Consider the following 23,550-nt stretch of genomic DNA (forward strand, 5'->3'; position numbering starts at 1 on the left):
CATTCTAGCGCGCTCTGGGAAAAAACAAAGGCCCTAATATTCCTTCAATGATGTAAGCCATTGGCCGCAGAAAAACGCCCGTCGTAAACGCCCCTGAACGTGTACGAAAAAACCTTTCAGCAGTTCCTTCACTGACAAACGCCAGACAAAAAAATGCCCGGCAAGCCGGGCAAGTTTTTTATGCGCGTCTTATAAGTTGTAGCCGCGTTCGTTATGAAGTGCCAGGTCGATGCCGACAGCCTCTTCTTCTTCCGTGATCCGCAGACCCATGACGGCGTCCAGGACTTTGAGAATGATGAAGGTGACGATCGCGGTGTAGATCACCGTGAAGCCCACGCCTTTGCACTGAATCCAGACTTGTGCGGCAATGTCGGTGACGGTGCCGAAGCCACCCAGGGACGGTGCAGCGAATACACCGGTCAGGATCGCGCCAAGAATACCGCCGATACCGTGTACACCGAACGCGTCCAGGGAATCGTCATAACCGAGTTTGCGTTTCAGGGTGGTGGCGCAGAAGAAGCACACCACGCCCGCTGCCAGGCCGATAACCAGAGCGCCCATCGGGCCCACGGTGCCAGCGGCTGGAGTAATCGCGACCAGACCGGCGACCACACCCGAAGCAATACCCAGTGCACTTGGTTTGCCGTGAGTGATCCACTCGGCGAACATCCAGCCCAGTGCAGCAGCGGCGGTTGCGATCTGGGTCACCAGCATCGCCATGCCGGCGGTGCCGTTAGCGGCAGCAGCGGAACCGGCGTTGAAGCCGAACCAGCCGACCCACAACATCGCGGCGCCCATCAAGGTGTAACCGAGGTTGTGCGGGGCCATCGGGGTGGTCGGGAAGCCTTTGCGCTTGCCCAGTACCAGGCAGGCAATCAGACCGGCCACACCGGCGTTGATGTGCACCACGGTGCCACCAGCGAAATCGAGCACGCCCCAATCCCACAACAGGCCGCCGTTACCGGACCAGACCATGTGCGCAATCGGTGCATAAACCAGGGTGAACCACACGCCCATGAAGATCAGCATGGCGGAGAACTTCATCCGCTCGGCGAAGGCACCGACGATCAACGCTGGAGTAATGATGGCGAAGGTCATCTGGAAGGTGACGAACACCGCCTCAGGGAACAGCGCCGCAGGCCCCGTCAGGCTGGCTGGCGTGATGCCGGCGAGGAACGCCTTGCCCATGCCACCGAAGAACGAGTTGAAGTTGACGACGCCCTGCTCCATGCCGGTGGTGTCGAACGCGATGCTGTAGCCATAAATGACCCACAGGACGCTGATCAGACCGGTAATGGCGAAGCACTGCATCATCACGGAAAGAATGTTTTTGGACCGAACCATGCCGCCGTAGAACAGCGCGAGGCCGGGAATGGTCATGAACAGCACGAGGGCTGTCGAGGTCATCATCCAGGCGGTGTCGCCGGAGTTGAGGACTGGGGCCGCCACTTCGTCTGCCGCCATGGCCAGGCTGGGCATTACGAGGGACAACAGGGCTCCTAGCCCTGCGAATTTACGCAGAGTCATATTGTTTTCTCCTGGGGCGTTGGGTTTGTGGCGGCTTTAAATCGCGTCGGTATCGGTTTCGCCGGTACGGATGCGAATCGCCTGTTCCAGATTGACCACGAAGATCTTGCCGTCACCGATCTTGCCGGTGTTGGCCGCCTTGGTTATCGCCTCGATAACCCGATCCAGATCCTTGTCGTCAATGGCGACATCGATCTTCACCTTGGGCAGAAAATCGACCACGTATTCCGCGCCGCGATACAGCTCGGTGTGACCCTTCTGCCGACCGAAGCCTTTGACTTCAGTAACAGTAATGCCCTGCACGCCGATCTCGGACAGCGACTCGCGCACGTCGTCCAGTTTGAACGGCTTGATGATGGCAGTGACTAGCTTCATGAAAACTCTCTCCCGAATTGGTGGACTTGCCCCAGGAAAACAAACCCGTCTCAAGTCTAAGCGCAGTGCCTGGCTTTGTAACGCATCGTCGGCCTTGAATGCCCGTCCGATCCCAGCTAACCACCCCGTACGAAACACTTCCCCCGTTTCGCCTGGCGCACTGCATTCGTCACAGCGACTGCATCAGTGCATGGGTTGATAGTCACTAAGCAGAAAGCTTGCCATCTCGCCAAAAACCTCTGAATTCAATCCCTTGGCCAATGCAGCAAGCCAGCCTGCGTGATTACCCGAGACCTAGCGCACAACAACAGTGCGCTGCCGTCCGTCCCCATGCGCGAAAAGCGTGCGCCGGCTACCCGCCGGAATTGACTATAGACACTGCGTGATACACTGTAAGCGCTCCATAAAACCCACCTAGTCAAAGGTGGGCGGTGCGGTTAGCTATGAGATTGGGGTGCGCAGTTCCAAGGTAGCAGGGCTTCGTAATCTTCCACCGAAGCCGCCATTGGCAGGCGCTCAAGTGCGTGGCGCAGCCACGCATAGGGCTCTTGGCCGTTGGCTTTAGCAGTCTCGACCAAGCTGTAAAGTTGAGCGCTAGCCGTCGCCCCTTTTGGCGTGTCGCTAAACAACCAGTTTTTTCTTCCGATAACGAACGGCCGTATTGCACGTTCTGCGGCGTTGTTGTCGATGGGCAAGTAACCTTCCTCGACGTACCGCTCGAGTTTGTTCCAGTTGTTTGCCAAGTAGCTGACGGCTTTGCCCAATGCGTTCTGTGTAGTCACGTACGGCAGCGTCTTTAGCATCCAGTCTTTCAGTTGACTCAGCACGCTGGCGCTCAACTCCTGGCGGCCTCTTTTCCGCGCCTCATCACCACTCCGTTTGTAGGCGATCTCGATGCCATATAGTTTGCTGATCAACTTCAATGCGATGTCGGCCCGTCCTGTCTTGCCCTTGGGCTGTACTTTTTGCGCTTCGACAAATTTACGCCGTGCGTGAGCCCAACACCCTAAACGTTCAACTCCGGCCTGTGCTCCCAGCGCGTTGTAACCCGCGTAATCGTCAGTCATGACGTAGCCGCGATAACCTTCGAGCAGGCGCGACGGCACCTCCTGCGCTCGGCTGGTGGAGTAGTCGAAAAGGATCACCGGTTTGTCTGGCGGGCCGCCGGTTTGCACCCACATCCAGGACTGACTGCTCGGCTCTCGGTCAGGCTCTTTCAACACCTGTACGCGTGTTTCATCGCAGTGGATGACACGGCTGGCCAACAGGCTATCGCGCATTAAATTCAGCAGCGGCTGGAAGTGCTCGCCGCACTGGATAACCCAGCGAGCCAGGGTCTGGCGCGGAATATCGATGCCGTGGCGGCCTAGTACTTTTTCAAAACGGTGAAGCGGCAGACCGTCCACGTACTTGGTGGTCAGCAGCATCGCCAGAACACTTGGGCTGGCCATGCTTTTTTCAATCAGTTGAGCCGGCTTATCCGCAGTGACCGGTGCCGTCTCACAATCGCGGCAGCCATAAACTTTGCGCACATGTTTGATAACGCGAATCTGCATCGGCACGATTTCAAGCTGCTCGCTGACTTCTTCGCCAATGGCGTGTTTGCGGCAGCCGCAAACGCAAGTCAGTTCATCCTCGGGAAGTTCGTGGATGACTTCGATACGTGGCAGGTCGGCGGGCAGCGGCTTTCGTTTACCGCGACGCCTGGCTGGACCGACGACCTCTTCTTCAGCGTCTTCGCCGACGGGTTCGGCGATGCTTTCAGTTTCGTTGAAAAGAGCTAACTGCGGCGTGGCCGGATCGGCTGTTTGTTCGGACTTGCGTCCGAACAGGCGCTGACGCAGCAGCGCGTTTTCTTCTTCAAGATGAACAATACGGCCCTTGTTAGACTCGCGCTCAAGCAGCATTTGCTCTAGCAATTGCTTGAGCAGCGCAGGATCGTCAGGAAGATCTTTGGGCATTGAAATCATGCCCTGGATTATAACGAATCAGGCCACGAATCGCGGCGTCAAAACCTGATGAGGACGGTTACGCCAGAGGTCGAAACCGTCGAGCATCCAGTTGAGTTCCTGAACAGTTAGGACAATCGCCTCGTCGGTGGCATCGGGCGATGTTTTGAATCGCTCAGATTCAAGGCGCTTGAGCCAAAGGCAGAAGCCGTTGCGCTCCCAGTACAAAATCTTCACGCGGTTGCGCGGTTTGTTGAGGAAGACGAAGAGCACCGGGTCAAACACGGCGACCTTGATGTCCAGCTCGACCAGCGCAGCCAGGCCATCAATGGATTTTCGGAAGTCGACGGGCTTGGGGTACAGATACACTTTTTCGACTTTTGCGTCGGGTCGCATCATGGCGGATGGGCTCCAGAAAGGAATCGGGAGCACAGCATCCGGGATCAATTGGCGGCTTTGAATGTGGGGTTCATGGAGCGGTTACGATACACTGCCCGCCATTGTTTCCAGGACCTTTCCCATGCTCGCGCCCAAAGATTTCCTCGACGCCCTGACGGGCACCGCCTCCCGCCTCTTCAGCGGCGAAACCCCGCTGCCGAAAAGCGAAATCGAAAGCCAGTTCAAGGCGTTGTTGCAGAGCGGCTTCAGCAAGCTCGATCTGGTCAGCCGGGAAGAATTTGATAGTCAGATGGTTGTCCTCGCACGCACCCGGGCACGGCTGGAGAGTCTTGAGGCCAAGGTGGCGGAGCTGGAAGCGAAGCTGAATCCACCTGCCGACTAACAAAATGTCACTGTGCTGCATGCTTAGAATTGCGTTTCCGGGAACAAAGGGAGTTCCCGGACGAATGCAAGTTGGAATAGTCAGCTGACGCAGTACAGTTTGGAGAGTAAATAGTCGACTATGGCTTTTAGTTTTTGAGACCCGTGCTTGTTCTGTTGATAGAGCAACCAGGCCATGCCCTGTGAAGGCCCTACATAGCTCCAATCCGGCAACACGCAGTGCAACCTTTTCTCTTTGATAGCCTGATCAGCCACGGCAACAGGTAAACAGGCGATGCCAAGATCTCGCAGGGTTGCCTCAAGAACGGCTTCACTGTCATTTGAACAGTAACGCCCTTTTACACTGATCTGAAACCTTTCTACATCGTTTATAAACTTCCACTTTTCTCCGCTGGAGTCCTCTGCCATGACGATGCAACTGTGGTCCGCCAAGTCCGCCGGATGCAGCGGAATGCCATATTCAGCAATATAATCGGGTGAAGCGCAAAGCGTATAACCTACATTAAATAGTTTCCGACCAATCAAACCCAACGGCGGAGAGTCGGTAATTCTGATGCACAGATCAATCTCATTAGAAATAAGATTAATCTCTGCGTTATCAAATATAAAATTGACATTGATGTCGGGATACTTTCGCAAAAACTCGGGCATCAGTTGATTGCAAATATTATTCATGATTTTCGGAGCTGATATCCTTATCAGACCTTGCGGACGCGCCAATTCATCCTTCAACTCAAACACTCTGGATGACGAGTGCAACAATGCTTTGCAATGAGAGTAGATCTTGGCACCATCTTCATTGACTTTCAACTGTCGAGTACTACGCTCCAACAAACGCAATGACAGTGCACGTTCCAGCTTTGAAATTTGACGGCTCACGGCTGAAGCCGACAACCCCAATTTGGTTGAGGCATCAATAAAACTACCCGTTTCTACGACGACCGCAAACGCCGCCATGTAGGGGAGCATCTCAATATGACCCTTATGCATATAGTTATTCTCAATCCTTAAGGAAGATGATTATTATTCGTGGACTGAAAACTCGTGAACAACGCACTCGTAATCAGCCATAACTATAGACAGCTAGCGATATGAATACACAGCTCACCTGACAATACGGCCACTTTGGCCGTTGTCATTTTATTAAATTTGCGCTTTGAACCCCTCTTGCAGGCTATTAAGAAGTGGAATAAAAACCTACTTCTCGCAAGCCCTTCGAAGCTTGCTTATTATCAAATTACACTTGCACGAACATTTACCTGCCCCCTTGAAAAAGTCAGTGAAACAGATGGAGAATTATCGCACCTATCAGAACTAGAACAATCCCAGCCACCTGAATCGAACCAAGTCTCTCCTTAAAGAATAAATACCCCAATACAGCCGCGATACCTCCTGACAAAGTACTGATTACAGTTACCACTGAAACCGAACCGTTGATAGCCCCGAATGAAAACGCTGTAAATCCACCAAGATTTAATAAGCTGGCGCTCGTTAGCGTGCCGAGGCTTTTTACAGAGGGTAAGTTCAGCCCAGACTCTACTTTTAATACCAGGATGAACAAGATAAATAATCCCACCGCGTAGCCCAACCACAGCATGGTTATCGGACCTAACGTCGGCAGCGTGTATTTACCCTGAATCCAAAAACTTGCGCCATACAAAAGTGCTGCGAGCAAACCATAAACTATTGAAGCCTTGTTTTGACGTTTAACTTGACCGTCAGCATTGCCATGAGCACTTGTCAGAAGTACTCCTACAACGCAAACCGCAATCCCAAGAAGTTGACTTAGCACCATTACATCGCCACTGGCCCAGGCCAGTGCGGTAGTGAATACTCCGTAAGAGGTGACGATCGGTGCGACAATTGCTGCCTTACCCAATGCAAAAGCCTTTGAGAGCGCGAGAGCTCCGGCGACCGTAAAAATGGCAGCAACGCAGCCTAATAGCCACACTTGCAGAGGAGCAGACAACGACTTAATGAGATAGGCCGGGTACAGCAGCAGCAGAGCGCTCATCAAGATAAAACCCAAGGCTTGCCCGAAAAAAACGGCTCTTTTTACCCCAACGGCTCGGGCATTCAACCCAACGAGAAAGTCTGTTCCGCCCCAAAATAACGCAGCAACAAAGCCCATCAATATGTCCACAGCAATCGTCCCTTTTTATTGGATCCATTTTTTGTATGGTTGCAAAATAGACTGAATCCAATAAAAAAGTCAAATTTTTGACTCGCCACTACTTGCAATTGGTATATCTATCGACTTGGATGATCGTTGCATCCACATCGTTAATAATGGCATGGTCATAACTGTGGAAAACAACGCAAGTATCAATAAAACGCTGTACGTAGTTGCTGACAAAATACCCAGTTCAAGACCTATACTCAGCACCACCAGTTCAACGAGTCCCTTGGTATTCATCAGCACTCCAACTTCCATAGCCGTTGTCGGTGTAAGTCCGCATATCCGCCCTCCCAAATAGGCACCCCCAATTTTTCCCAGAAAACCGCCCAAAACAAACAACGCCAACCATCCCCATATAATGCTTTCTGAAAAAGAACCGAATGATGCTTGAAGTCCAGAGTACGCAAAAAACAAAGGCGTCAAAAATGTTCCAGAGAATCGACCAATCACGCTCCCCCAATTTTGTTCAAGCCCTGGAACTTTACAAAAAACATACGCGGCTACTATAGCTCCGATGGCGTGGTGAAAGCCGAGACGCGCGGTAATCTCAGAACTAACCAGGCAGTAGCAGAACGCAATGGACAACTTCATGCGACTGCCACTTGCAGAGGTCATATGCTGCAAACCCGTCAACAATGGACGCATGACATAGAAGGAAAACAGAAAGAAGCTGATCAACAGTAATGTATTGACTATAGAGTCCAGCACGTCATTCGCCCCCATCGAATGGAACGCTACCAAGAGGGCCACACCCAGCCATGCAAAGACATCCGTATAAATAGCGGATGAAAGCGCGTATGAAGCGGAGGCAACGCTGATATTTTTGGCATCCGCAATAATCCGCACTAATACAGGGAGCGCGGTGACCGATAATGCCAGTCCGCAAAAAAGCACGTAAGACCAGAGTTCTTGGTCAGGAGCCAAATCCTGTTTAGATAATATAGCTATCACACAACCAATCAAAAATGATGAAAGCATCCCGAACAGGGCGATGGTGATCGGAATGAATTTCGCCGCTGGTAGATGACCGGATCGTTGAGAAGGCACGTGCCAGGCAATTTCAAACATCAAAAGCACCAACCCTAATTCCGCTAGAACTTTCAAGTTACTCAACGATTCTGCGAAAAACAAAAACCCTGTAAGATTCGGAAATAGCGCTCCCAGTACAGAAGGTCCTAACAGCAGACCCGCTGCAATTTCACCAATTACACGGCTCTGGCCGAGCCTTTCAGCCACTCGACCGAGCAATAGTGATACAGCCAAAATTAGACAAACCTGAAGCATCCAGTGCGACATAAACTCTACCTCAAGATATGCTTTACTACTTTGTTTATTCGACGTAACACAACGCATGCGGCTGTATCATGAGGCCGCCCTCGGATCAGGTGTAGTGCAAGCGTAGGGTTTGATGAACAAGCCTGGAATGTTCGGCAAGAACTTTGGCGTCCTCATGGACAAGGTAGACAAACCCCCAGGTCGACAGGAAATCCTGAGTATCCTGAATATATTCCCCCTCCTTCACCAATATATTTATATCGTGCACAGATGAGAGCCTTGTGACAGCTTCCAGCCCTGCGATCGAATTGATTTCCCCTGGTTGGGTATTGATCAGGCAACAGATACAAAAGTGCTTTGCATAATCGACATCACGAAAATCATCCGTCATCTGCCCCAGAAAAATATCCAGATTCAAGCTGTAACAGTTAAGCCCGGTACACGCTTCCACAAGGGAAGGTACATTGGCGCCCGGCAAACGCCCATTTTGCTCAATAATGAAGTGACCCTTATCGTTGATTTTGAACTCAACATCATTGATCCCGAAATCGGCCTCTAGCGCTTCGTTCACCTGGCTGATATAGGCAAAAGCCTCAATAGCTTTTTCGCTCAAGGGCGGAAGGGATCGAATGTTTTTGTAGACGCTGGGGTTGTTGCCGACACTGATTTTCTCGTATTCCGCGAAGCACAGAATCTGCTTCTTCCTATTTTTTCCATAATTCGCCGTGGCGATAAAGTATTCAGGACCCTCAATAAACTCTTCAATCAGTGCTCCCCGCTCCTCATCCACATGTCCTTCATTCGCGGACTCGATAGCCGCCAGCGCCTTGTAAACGTCACTTCGAGTATGGCAAACCTTCACATTTTTACTGCCGGTGCCTTGGCTGGGTTTGACCACTGCAGGGAAATCCAGTGTCAACAACTCACCGTTAAGCATTTGATCGAGAGACATTAGGGTGGATTGAGTAGCGGGAACCCCGAGTAATCCGAGTTGCCGCTTCATCGCAAACTTGTTGGTTCTCGCCTGCCGCGTAGCCACCGGATTACCGACCAGAGCGAAGTGCTGCGCAAGTCGATCAACGAGTTTAAGTGCTGAATCCGAACCAGGAATGATCGCCTTGATGTTGTAGTCGGAAAGCTTTTCCACAGCTTCATCAAAATCATAAGCCTTAATGGATTCCGAAAACCCCTCACAACTGTGCAGGCGATGAAGCATGCCAGGGAACCTGTCGCGAGTCGTAAGGGCAATTGAGCGAAATCCTTTCTTCGAAATCTCACGACCATAGCGGCGGCCGGAGCTCACCGGATCAATTACGACAATAGCTGGAGCTGGGGTCATGGTCATATTCCCCGCATCGCGTCATACATGTATCGGTAATACCGGACGGCCACGTTGTATCGAATCATGACGCCCATTGCCAACTCCTGAATTACCTGCGCGCCGCCTTCGGAGTAATGCTGCAGAACTGTTTCGAACCACGCCTCACTGTGATGTGTATCGATGCCGATATGCGCCTTATGATAAGCAATCACTTCCTTGGGTTGATTAAGGCGCTCCAATGCCTCAGTGGTGGCGCCAAACCTTGTCGGAGCAGAGCCTTCGACAAGCCCCATGGCCCCAATCAGACGCATGTTGTATTCACGACGTACAGCCCACATCAAAAGAATATTGCCATTCATCAAACACTCTTTAGGAGGGATTTCAGGGGTGATGTTCTTTTGAGCCAGAATATTTCGCATGTAAGCCGATGAGGTCTTAAACATTGACGTATGAACAAAGTCAAAATTTCCATTCCCCATCTCATCCCAGTAATTCTCACCCGCAACCATCTTGCAATTAATCGGCATACCCAACTGTACGACGGCCATCAAATCGTCAAACGAACCGTCCACCATTTCTTCCATACAAATGTAATAGGCCATTTGCTCAAGCGTTGCACTTTTTTTCATGTATTCAACAAAGAAACTGATGTCTTCGTTAATTTTTTTCTCACACTCCAAATACCACGTAAGAAACTCTTCCTTGGTAGTTGGCAACTCGCGCATATCGACATCGGCTTCTTCCGCGTTGGTCCACTCATCTTCAATGCGTTCAACTTCTTTACGCAGGCTTCGCAAGTGCACCCCTTGCCCCACCAGAGCTGCTGGATCGTTCAATATACTTCGATAGTAATCGGCAATATATTGCTGGCCATCTCGTTGTTCAAAATCCATTTCCACGCCCTCAATAGATAACAATTGGTAAATCACTTGATTTGAGATCGAACGCCTGGTGAGAGGGCCCAACCTCATAAAGGATTTGCATTTTTTCATGGGCTTCTCTAAGGGTCGGAATATGTCCCTCGTTAACCCACCACATCACTACACGAGGCTTATGGATTGGAATAAACCACTCGCCTCCTCTCCGAAGAAACTCGTTATGAGGGGTCTTATACAAAAAATCCTTCAACGCTTCAGGACTTCTCCATAATGAAAGTGTGTAGAGATAACCCTCACCCCATAATTCATCAAGTAGCGCTTGATCTTCATTTAACTCACGCCAAATAAAACCGGGATGTTGTTCCGCAAGATCATTGACGTATCGAACAGACTCATAAAAGCCAGTCATACGTGGATCGGCTTTAGGAAAACGAGGTGATACCAGATCAAACTGCGCCAGGACTGCCATTCAATTGTGATCCCACATCTGAACTTCAATAATGTTTCTATCAGGGTCTCGCACATAAACAAATGTACAAACCCCAACACCCTCGATGACTTGACTGGCCAGCTTTCCAAGCATCCAGCCACCTGCCCGAATTACCTTGGTACAAACTTCGTCAATATCGGACACTTCAAAAGCAAGGTGAGTCAGCCCCTTTGAATTGGCATGAGCTGCCTCGCGCTCTCGATTCTCAAGGTATTGGAATATCTCCAAAGTCGGACCGTCAGGGCCATAGCCCGGCAACCTCAAATGCACGCCTTCGAGTTGCGCATTCTCAACGCCTGTCCCCCCGGAAACGCTTGCCCCGGACAAATACCGTATCGGACCAACTTGCGCACAACTAAAAACGTCGATATAGAATTTGGCAATTTTTTTCCAGTTCGACGCAATTAGATTGGTATGACTGTATTTAACTGTATTCATTATCAGAAACCCGACGTATTCATCAATCTCGGAAAACAAAGGTCTCGTGTTCAACAAGACGATCACGGTCTCGTGCGCGTTCCCACGTTGTATTCAGAATGATTCGCTGAACGTCTTGAGTCAGGGGTTTTACTCGGTGCAATGTGGTGTCAGCTTTAAGTAGATAAACGTCGCCTGTCATATGGAAATACGAGTCAATTGTGTTTTCCACTAACAGGTTTTCGACCCTTGGATTCTTCTTATCCCAATTGGTATGCGGTACGCATTCCAGCAAACCACCCGATTCGATGCTAGGAGCTTCTACGATCCAAATGATCGTGTAAGGATAATCACCCCAGTGCCAACCATGGGTATCACCTGACTTATGCTGACTGTTTATAATGTAATTATCCCACTTCCAAGGTGTTGGAATAACCTCTTCCTTGACAATATTGCCAATCAAACTCATCAAATACTTTGAGTTATAAGCCAGCGGGATATATTTACCAAACTCTTCAATATTGTCTCGACTAACATTACTCAAATAGCGAGGTGTATTTCCGGTAGACTCAATTAAAAAGTCGCGGCGCTTGGCATGATTCGCCATTAGGTATTTAACGTCTTCCATTATTGAATCCCGCACCAGAGGATCAATTAAGTGATTGATTTTCAGATAGCCATCACGTGCAAATCGATGGCGCTCCCAAAACAGATCCCGCTCTTTATACGGATCACTATCGAGAATTTCAAAGTGTGCTTGATCGACAGTCATACTTTCCGGGTTTGCAATCATCTTTAGTTCCTTTTATGCCGGCGATAGTTAGTTAACGCTTAGTGCCGGCGTTTAAGATCCTATCCAGCTTTCGAATCGCGATAAATATGAGCAGGGGAACTACTCTCATTCTCTAAACGAAGTAATACGGAAAGCAGGCACATAGCCAGCCCTCTATAAGTCCGTTCGTTCGCGCTAAAGAATAAGTAATATTCTGTAATGTATCTAACTGTTTCGATTTGTTGCGGCGTTGCGAATTTTTTAAACTTGCGCCGAGTGCCTTGCTTGACGATGCAACCCGCAACATCCTGTGAACGTTTGCCTTCTCATTCGCCACGCTGAAACACGACGCCCCGACTATTCTTCAAAAAACCGCAGGAAGCAGTTTTCTGTCAGCTCAAGGAACGACCATGTCCCTCTCCATCGTCCACAGCCGCGCCCAGATAGGCGTGGATGCGCCCGCCGTTACCGTCGAAGTCCACCTGGCCAACGGCTTGCCATCGCTGACCATGGTTGGATTGCCCGAAGCAGCCGTGAAGGAAAGCAAGGATCGGGTGCGAAGCGCGATCATCAACTCGGGCCTGCAATTCCCGGCGCGGCGCATCACGCTGAATCTCGCGCCTGCGGACTTACCAAAGGACGGCGGACGGTTCGATCTGGCGATTGCCTTGGGAATTCTGTCAGCCAGCGTGCAGGTGCCAACCTTGACGCTGGATGACATTGAATGTCTGGGAGAGTTGGCGCTGTCAGGCGCGGTACGTGCCGTGAGAGGCGTATTGCCGGCTGCGCTGGCGGCACGCAAGGCCGGGCGCTCGCTGATGGTGCCGCGGGCGAATGCCGAGGAGGCGTGCCTGGCGTCGGGGTTGAAGGTGTTTGCCGTGGATCACCTGCTGGAAGCCGTTGCGCACTTCAATGGACATACGCCAGTCGAGCCCTACGTTTCCAACGGGTTGCTCTACGCCAGCAAGCCCTATCCGGACTTGAATGAGGTGCAAGGGCAAATCTCGGCCAAGCGCGCTTTGCTGATTGCGGCGGCGGGGGCCCATAACCTTTTGTTCAGCGGACCACCCGGGACCGGGAAAACACTTTTGGCGAGTCGTTTGCCGGGGCTGCTTCCTCCTTTGGCCGAAAACGAGGCACTGGAAGTCGCAGCCATTCAATCCGTCACCAGTTGCGTGCCCTTGAGCCACTGGCCGCAACGACCGTTCCGCCAACCCCACCACTCCGCTTCCGGGCCGGCGCTGGTGGGCGGCGGTTCGAAGCCGCAACCCGGCGAAATCACCCTCGCCCATCACGGCGTTCTATTCCTCGATGAACTCCCGGAATTCGATCGCAAGGTATTGGAGGTTTTGAGGGAGCCACTGGAATCCGGCCACATCGTGATTTCCCGCGCCAAGGATCGCGTGAGGTTTCCGGCGCGCTTTCAATTGGTGGCTGCGATGAACCCGTGTCCCTGTGGATATCTTGGAGAACCCAGCGGCAAATGCAGTTGTACACCGGACATGGTCCAGCGCTACCGCAACAAACTTTCCGGGCCGCTGCTGGATCGTATCGACCTGCACCTGACCGTCGCTCGGGAAGCCACAGCGCTGAATCCTGCGCTCAAACCTGGCGATGACACCGCGACTGCTGCGGTGCTGGTCGCTGACGCTCGGGAGCGGCAACACAAACGCCAAGGCTGCGCCAATGCTTTCCTTGATCTGCCGGGCCTGCGCCGACACTGCAAGTTATCCACAACCGACGAAGCCTGGCTGGAAACGGCGTGTGAGCGGTTGACCTTGTCGCTGAGAGCGGCCCATCGACTGCTTAAAGTAGCGCGCACATTGGCGGATCTTGAACAAGTCGACGGCATCACTCGCGAGCACCTGGCCGAGGCGCTTCAATACCGGCCAACTACAAACTAGCAGGGACTATTCCTTGCTGAGGTCCACCAACGGCGTAGGCCTCACCTCAGTCTCCCGTCCACCCTGAATATCACTCACCTGCTTCAACGCCCTATCCACAGCCCCCTTATCCGCCAGCAAGCTGTACTTGATCTGAAACTGCTTCTGCTCTTTAACCCCAATCGTCGGCACCAAACCGATCGGCCGCTGATAACGACGGTTATAGGAAAAACTCGTCCCTGGCTCCAACCCGGTCACATACCCCTGCCCTTGCGTATCGGTGTTCTTCCACAACGAGAACACGGGCAACTGCTGAGTATTAAACCCAACCGACACCCCAAGGGTCCCTGCCTTGTTATGCAGCACGGTCAACGTGTCACCTTTGGCATCGCCATAAGGCACAACGTTGTAAACCGTTTCGTCATAGTCCTTGGTCGGCGCGCGATAGGTCTGCCAATCCGCCAGATCCCCTTTGGCCTTGTCGTTGAACGGCGACACCTGTTTGACCGGAGCCACAAATCGGGCGCCCTGCTCAAGGAACGGCGTACTGAAGTTACTGTGATAAAGCGCCTGGTATTCCTTCGGGTAATCACCGTTGTTGGTCAGGGTGTCAGTGAGGGCAAACGCAACGCTGCCAGGCTCAGTGAACAGCTCAGTCATCACCGAGAAATCGACTTTCTTGAACGCCTGCTCTTTGAGTTCGCCGCGCAGGCTGATCGCGTAAGGCGGTTTTTCATCTATATGCAGGGTGACTGTGCTGGCCGGGATGTTGGCGGCGCGGCCATGCAGGGTCAGCAGTTCGCCGTTGTCCATGCCAGGATGGCCGACCCATTCGTAGCCGCAGCGAGTGACGAGCTCGTTGAAGCCTTCGAGCCAGCCCAGGCCGCCACGACCGTTGAGCTCGATGAAGGACGGATTGACCACGTCCTTGACCGGCGAATCCCAGCCCATGCGCACATTACCGACCGACGCCTGCAGGACATTCATCCCGCGAGTCGGCACCACCGAGAGTTTCATCGTGCCGTTATCGATGTCGACGATGCTGACGCCCTCTTGCCGACCGCCGTGCAAGGTACGAAGGGTCACGGAGAAAGGATGGTCGGTTTTCACACCGAGTTGCTGGCTGGTGATCTGCCAGTTTTGCGCGGCTTTGTCGCTGTCGAGCAGGACGTAATCCCAGGCCATGGCGTGGGAGGCGGACAGCGCGCCAAGGGCGACGAGGAGTTTGAGCGAGGTCATGGGGAAAGCCTTTCTTGGAGTTGTGCATTTTTTATAGCGCTGGTGAAACGATTCAGCAAGCTTAAAAAAGCTTACGCCCGAGCCTTCCCAAACCAATTAAAATTGACCTTATGCAACCTCCGCACGCTTACGTTAGTCTCATAAGGTTTGAACCTCCGGCAGATTGACGGCGATATCATGATGACATTAAGGTCGCCCGCTAAATGCAGGAGCAAGCACAGGCAGATTTGTCTGTCATTTTTGCGCAACGGATCGTATGGAGTTTGAATGCGCGGGGCACTATTACGCAGCGGTAAGAGCGGGTCATTCACTGCCCTCGGCGAAACAGGTCAACCGGTCTACCGGGCAGCCCTGCAATTGCGCGAAGCCATTCGCCGCAAGAACCCCGATTTGGTCGATCATCTGGCCATCCCTCAAAGCGATGAACTCGGCAACCAGATCGATTGGTACAGCGCCCTCGACGGCGATGTGATTCCGTGGAGCAGCGCGACCGAAGAAGAACGCGCCCCTGCCCGCCGCCAACTTGAAGCGCTGAAAACTGCACTCGAGGAATTGAGCCAGCGTTTCCTGGTCACTGATTCCGGAGAACAGCAGCAAGGCGACAAAGCCGTGTTCGGCAAGTTGCTCAAGCGCGTGATTCATTTCCCAGACGAAAACTTCGTCTACCTGGTGCAAGGCAAACCGGTGCTGACCTTCTGGGGTTTCGAGCATGCCGGTACCGGCAATGGCGATCCCCTGCACTGCCTCTATCAAGTTCCGCCCGCGTTCACGCTGCCACCCGTGGTCGAAGCGCCTGTTGTTGCGCCCGTCGTGCCGGTGGTTGCTCGTCCGTGGTGGCGACGCTGGTGGTGGCTGTTGTTGCTTCCGCTCCTGCTGCTGCTTTTGTGGCTGTTGCTCGGCCTGCGCGGTTGCGTCCCGATTCCGTTGGTGGCGGTAGACCTGCTGCCCAAGGGACTCGTGCCGGTGGAAAAACAACTGGAAGAGCCACAACTGCCTGGCAATGTCACGACACTGAATGGCGTTCCGGGGCCAGGCACCGTCATAGGCTCCACCACTGGAACCGGCACCGCCGTGACGGGAACACAGGGTGTGGAAACCCCGGCCGTAGAGGGTAACAAGGCTGACGCAGCACCCGCCGACTTGACCAAAGATCCAGCCACAGACCCAGCCAAAGACCCGGCAGCCGAAAACAAAACTGCGCCACCCGAAAACAAAACCGCGCCGCCGGATGTCACATCGCCCGAAGCAGGAAAATCCGCCGCCAAAAAACCCGGCCCTCCCCTGAGCATCCCGCCAAACGCCGCCGACGGTGCCGCCAAGTTCCTCGACGGTCAGTACAACGCAGGCGCCGGGATACAGGACCGCCGGACCGGCAAACCGCTGCGCCTGGAATACCAGCTCAAGGACGGTAAGGGCCAAGTCACCGTACACCAGGCTGACGGCTCGAAATGCAGTGGGCCGGTGAGCGCTACTATGAAGGGTGGCAGCCTGGCCATCGACAGCCAGGGCCAAGCCGTTTGCGGCGATGGCAGCACTTACGACATGCCCAAGGTCAACTGCCGCCCAGGGGCGACCACGGTCGCGGACTGCACCGGCGGTTACGGAAAAGATCAATTCCCCATGTCCATGCGGCAAGCGGCCGAAAAAACGGAATAACCCGACATGTTGCCTGAAGTCACTCAATTCGAAGACACCGTCACGCTGGTCAGCGACACCGGCATCCAGTTCATGGATTTCGCCCTGCGCCTGGATCCCCGCAAGGAACCGGCGGGCGAGTTCGCACCGATGATCAGCGGGCTGATCTGCCTCCTGGAGTACAACGAAGAGAAAGACTTCTTTTTCTACGAGCCCGAACCGGAAAAGGTCGAAAAAGCCAAACCTGCGTTCAGCGTCGACATGAAAAGCAGCCTCGAACTGCTCGACGGTATCTGGCTGCCGACTCCGTTTTTCCGCTTCATGCCGCCGCATCGCTTCGATGAAGGTCCGACCAACTGGTCGCGCATGCGTCTGGTGAAACTGGCAATACCCGACATCGACGGCAACACCCACCGTCTGACGATGGCGTTCGACAGCCGTGTGATGCCCAAGCGTGACGGCACCGCGTACCTGGCACCAAACGAAGAAGACATCAGCTCCGGCGTGTCCTTCAAACTGGCGACCAAGGCTAGCGAAACCCGCTGGTTTCTGGCGCAGCCGTGGGTCAATGAGTGGCTGCTGGAAGTGTTCAACGAGGGCAATGCCCACCGTTCGCGCGCAGAGTTGGACATCGATATCCGCGCCAACTATCACTTGGCGCACTACCTCAACTTGCTCAGCCTGTTGAGCAAACCGTCGGCGGCCCAGCAATCGACGGCCCGGGCGAAAGTTGAAATCCCCGAGCTGAAAGTGGTCGCCAACGACAGCAATGGCCTGGTCAAACCGATTCCTGTGGACCTGGTGCTGGACGTCGGCAACTCGCGCACCTGCGGCATCCTGATCGAAAACCACGGTCAGGCCGGCTCCGGGCTGAAGCAGAACTACGTGCTGGAACTGCGCGACCTGATCACCCCCGAGCACACCTACAACCTGCCGTTTGAAAGCCGCGTGGAATTCGCCCAGGCGTACTTCGGCAAGGACCACTGCTCGGTCAAGAGCGGCCGTCACGATGCGTTCCAATGGGCGACGATTGCCCGTGTCGGCAATGAAGCCAGCCGTCTGGCCAGTCGTCGTCGCGGCACCGAAGGCTCCACTGGCCTGTCCAGCCCGAAACGCTACCTGTGGGACGAAAACGCCTATGGCCACGGCTGGCGCTTCAACTGCTCGTACATCAAGACCGACAACGAGCCGTACGCCACCGCCGCGCCATTCTCGCATCTGATCAACGAAACCGGCGAGGCGCTATACAGCCTCGAAGAAGACGATCGTCTGCCAGTGTTCATGCCGCGTTATTCACGCAGCTCGCTAATGACCTTCATGCTCGCCGAAGTGCTGGCCCAGGCGCTGTCGCAAATCAACAGCCCGGCCCAGCGTTCGCGCCAGGGTCACACCCGCGTGCCGCGCCAACTCAACAGCATCACCCTGACCGTGCCGCCGGGCATGCCACAGGCCGAGCGCAGCATTCTCAACGAACGCATGCTGCAAGCCATCGGCCTGGTGTGGAAAAGCCTCGGCTGGCATGCCGGCGAGGAAGATCCACATCAGGATCAGGCCGTCAGCCCGCGCACGCCGATCCCGAGTATCCGCGTGGAATGGGACGAAGCGTCCTGCGGCCAGTTGGTGTACCTGTACACCGAGGTCAACGAGAATTTTGCCGGTCATCCGGAAGAGTTTTTTGACACCATCGCCCGGCCGGACAAGACCGACCGCCAACGCATCACCCTCGCGACCATCGACATCGGCGGCGGCACCACCGACCTGGTGATCACCGACTATCGCCTCGACCGCGCGGGTAATACCGGCAGCGGCAGCAACGTGCACATCGTGCCCGAACAGCGTTTTCGCGATGGCTTCAAAGTGGCCGGCGACGACATCCTGCTGGACGTGATTCAGGACTTCATCCTGCCGAGTTTCGAAAAAGCCTTGCAGAACGCCGGCGTGAAAGCCCCGGATTCGCTGATGTCACGGCTGTGTGGCGATGAATCGGTCAGCGCCCAGGACATGATCCTGCGCCAGCAACTGAACCTCCAGGTGTTCGCCCCGCTGGGCCTGGCGCTGCTCAAGGCGTACGAGCATTACGATCCGCAGGTCCCGCAAGAAGTCACCCCGCAAAGCTACCGCCAATTGCTCGGTGACAACGCGATCAGCAAGACCGTGCTCGACTACGTCAACGCCGCCGTGCGCCGCGACGTCGGCGCTCAGAATGGTTTCGACCTGTATGCCGCGCCGATCAGCTTCGACCTGCAAAAGCTCCACGCCGCATTCCTCAACGACCAGATCAATATCACCAAGATCCTTGGTGCGCTGTGTGAAGTGGTCGCGCATTACCCGTGCGATGTCTTGCTGCTGACCGGCCGCCCTTCGCGACTGCCCGGCATCCAGGCGTTCATTCGCAAGGTGTTACCGCTGCCACCGGGACGCATTCTGGCGCTGCAAAACTACCGCACCGGCGGCTGGTATCCGTTTCACAAGAACGGCCGGATCGACGACCCGAAAAGCACCGCGTCGGTTGGCGCCATGCTCTGCCTGTTGTGCGCCAACCACAGCGTGCCGAACTTCTACTTCCGTGCATCGGCGCTCAAGCCGTATTCGACGGTCAAGCACATCGGCGTCATCGACCTGAACAACGTGATCAAGGATGCCGACGTGCTGTACCGCGACATCCAGTCTGAAGACTACAAAATAAAGCTGCCGGTAATTGGCGTTGGCGACGCCGCCGACACGCCACAGCTGGAAATGCGTGGCGATCTGCGCCTCGGTTTCCGCCAGTTGGCTGCCGACCGTTGGGCCGCCTCGCCGCTGTACACCTTGCGGTTCACCAAGGCGGGTCGGGAGAAGTTTTCCCGCGCAATCGGTGAAAACGGCAGCGCGCCGCTGCTCAAGGTGCGGTTTGAGGTCAAACCGGCAGACAAATACACGCGCAAGCAGGATCTGGTCAGCGACCGCCTCTCGGTTCGCGACATCGAATCCAACAGTAACAACGTCAACTTCAACCCGCGCAGCGACCTCGAGCTGGAACTCAACACCATGCTCGACGCCGGCCTGAGCGAGACCAAGTACTGGCTCGACAGTGGAAGTGTGAAACGCAAATGAAAGACCTGACCCCCGATCAAACTCAGCTCTCTGCCAGTTGGGCCGCTGTTTATGAAGGCGCCGGTCAGGCGCTGGACTGGATTGGCCAGACGCGCGGCAATGCGCCGCGCCTGGACAGCGAAGCCGACAACCTGAACATCCGCCTGCATCGCGCCCGCAATCTGGCTCAAAGCCTCGGTCGCGTGGCCTGCACGCCGATGACCATTGGCTTTTTCGGCTTGTCCCAGGCCGGTAAGTCCTACCTGATCTCAGCCCTCGCGGCGGGTCAGAACGGCAAGTTGGAAACCGATTTCGGTGGCCAGCGCCTGGACTTCATCAAGCACATCAACCCGGTGGGTGGCGGCAAGGAAGCCACCGGTCTGGTGACGCGCTTCAGCCGTCGGGCGACGGAAAGTCAGGACAATGACTTTCCGGTAGAGCTCACGCTGTTCAAGGAAATCGAGCTGGCGAAGATTCTCGCCAACGCCTGGTTCAAGGATTTCGACCTTGAGCGGATTTCCTACGAGATCGATGAAGAACGCATCCAGCGAATGCTCAAACCGTTTGAAGGCCGCGAAACCGGGCCGCTGCAAACGGGGGTCGATGCCGACGATCTGGTGTCGCTGTGGGATTACTTGCGCGACAACTTCCGCAATTCGGTGAAAAAGCTTGAGCACCTGTACTGGCCCAAAGCGTTGCTACTGGCGCCACGCCTGAATTTCCAGGAACGAGCCGAGCTGTTTTCGATCCTCTGGGGTGAGCAAAGCGAGTTGACGCGCGTGTACCAGCAACTCGCCGGCGCGCTGCACAAGCTGGGTCTGCCCGAGACCGTGTTCACACCGTTGAAAGCCTTGGTGAGTTTCGAAAACGACACCTACAGCCAGCGCGACAGCATCATGAACGTCGACATCCTCGAACGCTTCGGCAGCCCGCTGGACTTGCCGATCGATGTTCGACCGCTGGTGGGCGATCGCCTGCAAAACAGTCAGGCGATCCCGGTCGCGCAACTGGCGGCACTGACCGCCGAAATGACCTTCCGCCTGATCGAAGCGCCGGTGGATGACATCGTCAATCAGGTCGACCTGCTGGATTTCCCTGGCTATCGCGGGCGCCAGAAACTGCACGAGATCGCCGATTCCAACGACCCAAAATCCACTGCCAAGGACAACTCCGTTTCCCAGCTGATCCTGCGCGGCAAGGTCGCCTACCTGTTCGAACGCTACACCGACAACCAGGAAATGAACGCGCTGGTGGTCTGCACAGGCTCGACCAAGCAGAGCGACGTCAACGACGTGGGCCCGGTGCTGACCCGCTGGATCGAAAAGACCCAGGGCGCCGACTCGGCCGCTCGCAGCAAGCGCGATACCGGTCTGATCTGGGCGCTGACCATGCTCGATCTGCGCATTACCAACTCCCTCAGCCTGACACCGGATCAGTACGACGAGAGCTGGAACGGCATGGTCAAGCTGACCATGCTGGAGCGCTTCGGCAGCCTGAGCTGGATGAACGACTGGGCCGGCACACCGTTCCAGAACACCTACCTGGTGCGCAAACCGCGTATGGACGCGGCGTTCATCGGGCAAGACGCGACCGGTGCGGAAACCGGCCTCAATGCCATCTATCAGGAACGTGTCAGCGCGCTGGGCGCCAGCTTCGCCAGCAACGCTCTGGTGTGCAAACACATCAAGAACCCGGCCAACGCCTGGGCAGAAATGCTGCGCAACGATGACGGTGGTATCAGCCACTTCAGCGGCAGTTTCAAAGGCGTGGCCAATATCGAATTCAAATTGCAGCGCATCCGCGAGCAATTGAGCGAGTGCCTCGAAGGCCTGACCACTCACGGCCTGAGCCCTTGGTACCACGCCGACGGCGACGGCGCCGCAGCTGCCAAGAAAGCCAAGGCGCAAATGATTTTGACGGGCCTGGGCCGTCGCCCTGCGGTGCTTGGCGAATTGATCGATCAACTCGACATTCCGAGCGAAGAGGTGCGCGACCTGTACCTCAGCGGTGTGTACGAAACCGATGACGAGCCCGCCGTGAGCGACGAACCGGTTGCCCCGACACCGAGCCAGAGCCTGTATGGCAACGACGCCGGTTTCGATTTCGATTTCAGTGACGACCTGAGCCATGACGCGCCGGTCAGCAGCAAAACCGGCACCCCGGCGCCCGAGCTGCAAAGCAACGAGCACCGTTTTGCCAAAGCGGCCTTCAAGGCCTGGATCGCGCACCTGCGTGAACTGACCACCCGGCAAAGCCTGCTCAACCTGCTGGGGCTGGAAAAGGCCTTGCTGGAAGCGGTGGTCGATGAACTGATCACCGCCGGCTATCGCCAGGACTTGCCGGGGCAACTGAGCCGCGCCGTCCTCAAGCGCGCACAAAGTGGCGCGCGGCGCGATCAACTGGTCGAGCGCCAGGTACTGGAAGTGCAACGTGTGCTGCGCGACTTCGTGTCCTGGTTCGGCTACCTCCAGAAGCCGGTTAGCGAGCGCCCAAACAGCCGCGCCGGTGCCAAGGAGCCGTTGTTTTCGTTCTACACCGACATTGGCCCGGGACAAGTCCCCGTGCTGCCGGCGCAACCGGCCAATCAGGCGCAGCGGTACTTAGGCGACTGGCTCTCGGGCCTTGCCTACATCACGCAGGACAATGCCGGCCATGGTGCCGGACGTGAAATTACCCCTGAACAGAACGAACGGCTGGGCCAAGTGCTCACAGCCTTCGCAGCGAGATAAGCAATGCCAATTCGTGTCGACCTGCTCGCGTTAGAGCCCAATGTGCCTGGCCAGGCCCGCCTCACTGTGAAGAAATGGCAGGGTGGCGAGGAACAGCTGGAGTTTTCCATTCAGCGCAACCAGGACGGTTTTTACCTCCAGGACCACAAGGCCTGGAGCAACAATCCATTCTGGTTCAAGGTCTCGCGTTTCAACCTCACGGCCAACGGCGAAGCTTTGGAAACGCAGGTCGGCCCGGAAGTGGTCGACCCGCTGCTGGAAGGCGGCGCCAACTCGCAATTCCAGATCGAACTGCGCGAACAGAACCACGGTCATGCCGATAAAGGCGTGGTTCGCCCAGGCGTTGGCTTGCTGCCGTCCACGGCCGGCGGCCAGACGCGCTCGACCTACGGCGGTGCCGAACTGACGGCTCCGAGCGTACCGGCGCCGGAAATCCCGGAAATCCCGGAGATGCCTGAACTGATCCTGTCCACCGCCGAGCCAGAAGTGGAATTGGAGTCGGTACTCACCGAGCCCGCCTACACGCCGCCTCCCCCACCGGTGAAGAAAAGCAACAAAGGCCTGATCGGTCTGTTGATTGTGATGTTGCTGCTGGCGGCGGGCGCCGGATTCTGGTTCTACAAACGTCCCCCGGCCCCTGCGGTTGCAGCCACTGCCGCCGCACCAGCCGGCGCCGACGCTCAAGCCTGCACCCTCGACAGCATGAACAGCCTGCCCGAGCTGACCTTCGTCCAGACCTGCATCAAGGCAGCACCCGACAGTGCCAAGTTGCTGGAGATCATCAACCAGGCCAAGGCCGGCAAGCACTGCGGCGTCGCCCAGCGTCTGTACGCCAACCGTGCCCAGGCCGGTGACGCATTGATCGCCAACGCTTATGCCCGCGAATACGACCCAAAATACCTGAAGGCCAGCGAATGCTTCCCGGCCGCGGACAACGCCACCGCCGCCTACTGGTATGAAACCATCCTCACCCAGGACCCGAACAACGCCGAAGCCAAGCAGCGCTTCGAGGAGTTGCAGAAGTGATGC

Annotated in this window: 19 protein-coding genes; 6 read left to right on the forward strand and 13 right to left on the reverse strand. The window is 55.2% G+C overall.

What is annotated here, in order from left to right; translation table 11 throughout:
* Positions 1-189 precede the first annotated feature (189 nt).
* The 4 genes from ACA048_RS28490 to tnpB form a co-directional block, all read right to left on the reverse strand.
* Positions 190-1,527 (reverse strand): ammonium transporter, encoded by a 1,338-nt coding sequence (locus tag ACA048_RS28490; RefSeq protein WP_157711851.1) that lies wholly within the window; start codon positions 1,525-1,527, stop codon positions 190-192.
* A 36-nt stretch (positions 1,528-1,563) separates the two neighbouring features.
* Positions 1,564-1,902: a P-II family nitrogen regulator gene (gene glnK, locus ACA048_RS28495; RefSeq protein ID WP_002555808.1), complete on the reverse strand. Its 339-nt coding sequence runs from the start codon at positions 1,900-1,902 to the stop codon at positions 1,564-1,566.
* A 437-nt stretch (positions 1,903-2,339) separates the two neighbouring features.
* A complete protein-coding gene (gene tnpC, locus ACA048_RS28500) occupies positions 2,340-3,872 on the reverse strand; it encodes an IS66 family transposase (protein ID WP_497370897.1) in 1,533 nt (510 codons plus the stop codon).
* A gap of 18 nt (positions 3,873-3,890) precedes the next feature.
* On the reverse strand, positions 3,891-4,250 hold the full coding sequence (gene tnpB / locus ACA048_RS28505; RefSeq protein WP_024647222.1) for an IS66 family insertion sequence element accessory protein TnpB: 360 nt from the start codon (positions 4,248-4,250) through the stop codon (positions 3,891-3,893).
* A gap of 121 nt (positions 4,251-4,371) precedes the next feature.
* Here tnpB and ACA048_RS28510 point away from each other — a divergent pair, with 121 nt between their 5' ends.
* On the forward strand, positions 4,372-4,632 hold the full coding sequence (locus ACA048_RS28510) for an accessory factor UbiK family protein (RefSeq protein WP_497627226.1): 261 nt from the start codon (positions 4,372-4,374) through the stop codon (positions 4,630-4,632).
* A gap of 80 nt (positions 4,633-4,712) precedes the next feature.
* On the opposite strand, the gene ACA048_RS28515 is transcribed toward ACA048_RS28510, so the two are convergent.
* The 8 genes from ACA048_RS28515 to ACA048_RS28550 all read right to left on the reverse strand — a co-directional run bounded on the left by ACA048_RS28515 (position 4,713) and on the right by ACA048_RS28550 (position 11,984).
* Positions 4,713-5,621: a LysR family transcriptional regulator gene (locus ACA048_RS28515; RefSeq protein ID WP_497627227.1), complete on the reverse strand. Its 909-nt coding sequence runs from the start codon at positions 5,619-5,621 to the stop codon at positions 4,713-4,715.
* 286 nt (positions 5,622-5,907) lie between these two features.
* The gene (locus tag ACA048_RS28520) at positions 5,908-6,762 is read right to left on the reverse strand and encodes an EamA family transporter (RefSeq protein WP_497629943.1); all 855 of its coding nucleotides are present in this window, start codon (positions 6,760-6,762) and stop codon (positions 5,908-5,910) included.
* A gap of 81 nt (positions 6,763-6,843) precedes the next feature.
* The gene (locus ACA048_RS28525; RefSeq protein WP_497627228.1) at positions 6,844-8,106 is read right to left on the reverse strand and encodes a cation:proton antiporter; all 1,263 of its coding nucleotides are present in this window, start codon (positions 8,104-8,106) and stop codon (positions 6,844-6,846) included.
* Between the two features lie 85 nt (positions 8,107-8,191).
* Positions 8,192-9,424 carry an ATP-grasp domain-containing protein gene (locus tag ACA048_RS28530; RefSeq protein WP_497627229.1) on the reverse strand — a complete coding sequence of 411 codons (1,233 nt, stop codon included), beginning with the start codon at positions 9,422-9,424 and terminating at the stop codon, positions 8,192-8,194.
* Positions 9,425-9,426: 2 nt separating this feature from the next.
* Complete coding sequence (locus ACA048_RS28535; protein WP_497627230.1) at positions 9,427-10,299, reverse strand: iron-containing redox enzyme family protein; 873 nt, start codon at positions 10,297-10,299, stop codon at positions 9,427-9,429.
* 10 nt (positions 10,300-10,309) lie between these two features.
* The gene (locus ACA048_RS28540; RefSeq protein ID WP_497627231.1) at positions 10,310-10,753 is read right to left on the reverse strand and encodes a DUF3291 domain-containing protein; all 444 of its coding nucleotides are present in this window, start codon (positions 10,751-10,753) and stop codon (positions 10,310-10,312) included.
* Positions 10,754-11,212, reverse strand: a complete 459-nt coding sequence (locus tag ACA048_RS28545) for a VOC family protein (protein WP_497627232.1) — start codon at positions 11,210-11,212, stop codon at positions 10,754-10,756.
* 22 nt (positions 11,213-11,234) lie between these two features.
* Entirely contained in the window at positions 11,235-11,984 is a 750-nt protein-coding gene (locus ACA048_RS28550; RefSeq protein ID WP_497627233.1) for a HalD/BesD family halogenase, read from the reverse strand.
* A gap of 389 nt (positions 11,985-12,373) precedes the next feature.
* Between ACA048_RS28550 and ACA048_RS28555 the strand changes: the two genes are divergently transcribed.
* Entirely contained in the window at positions 12,374-13,867 is a 1,494-nt protein-coding gene (locus tag ACA048_RS28555; protein ID WP_497627234.1) for a YifB family Mg chelatase-like AAA ATPase, read from the forward strand.
* Between the two features lie 6 nt (positions 13,868-13,873).
* Here the strand turns inward: ACA048_RS28555 and ACA048_RS28560 are convergent, their stop codons facing one another.
* The gene (locus ACA048_RS28560) at positions 13,874-15,085 is read right to left on the reverse strand and encodes an aldose 1-epimerase family protein (RefSeq protein ID WP_497627235.1); all 1,212 of its coding nucleotides are present in this window, start codon (positions 15,083-15,085) and stop codon (positions 13,874-13,876) included.
* A 267-nt stretch (positions 15,086-15,352) separates the two neighbouring features.
* Here ACA048_RS28560 and ACA048_RS28565 point away from each other — a divergent pair, with 267 nt between their 5' ends.
* From ACA048_RS28565 to ACA048_RS28580, 4 genes are read left to right on the forward strand one after another with little or no spacing between them, the layout of a single operon-like run.
* Positions 15,353-16,741 carry an SrfA family protein gene (locus ACA048_RS28565; protein WP_497627236.1) on the forward strand — a complete coding sequence of 463 codons (1,389 nt, stop codon included), beginning with the start codon at positions 15,353-15,355 and terminating at the stop codon, positions 16,739-16,741.
* Between the two features lie 6 nt (positions 16,742-16,747).
* Positions 16,748-19,813 (forward strand): virulence factor SrfB, encoded by a 3,066-nt coding sequence (locus ACA048_RS28570; RefSeq protein WP_497627237.1) that lies wholly within the window; start codon positions 16,748-16,750, stop codon positions 19,811-19,813.
* A complete protein-coding gene (locus ACA048_RS28575) occupies positions 19,810-22,521 on the forward strand; it encodes a putative virulence factor (protein WP_497627238.1) in 2,712 nt (903 codons plus the stop codon). The genes ACA048_RS28570 and ACA048_RS28575 overlap by 4 nt, the downstream gene beginning before the upstream one ends.
* A 3-nt stretch (positions 22,522-22,524) precedes the next feature.
* Complete coding sequence (locus ACA048_RS28580; protein ID WP_497627239.1) at positions 22,525-23,547, forward strand: hypothetical protein; 1,023 nt, start codon at positions 22,525-22,527, stop codon at positions 23,545-23,547.
* Positions 23,548-23,550: the final 3 nt, after the last annotated feature.

Source organism: Pseudomonas sp. LBUM1659, assembly GCF_059716045.1.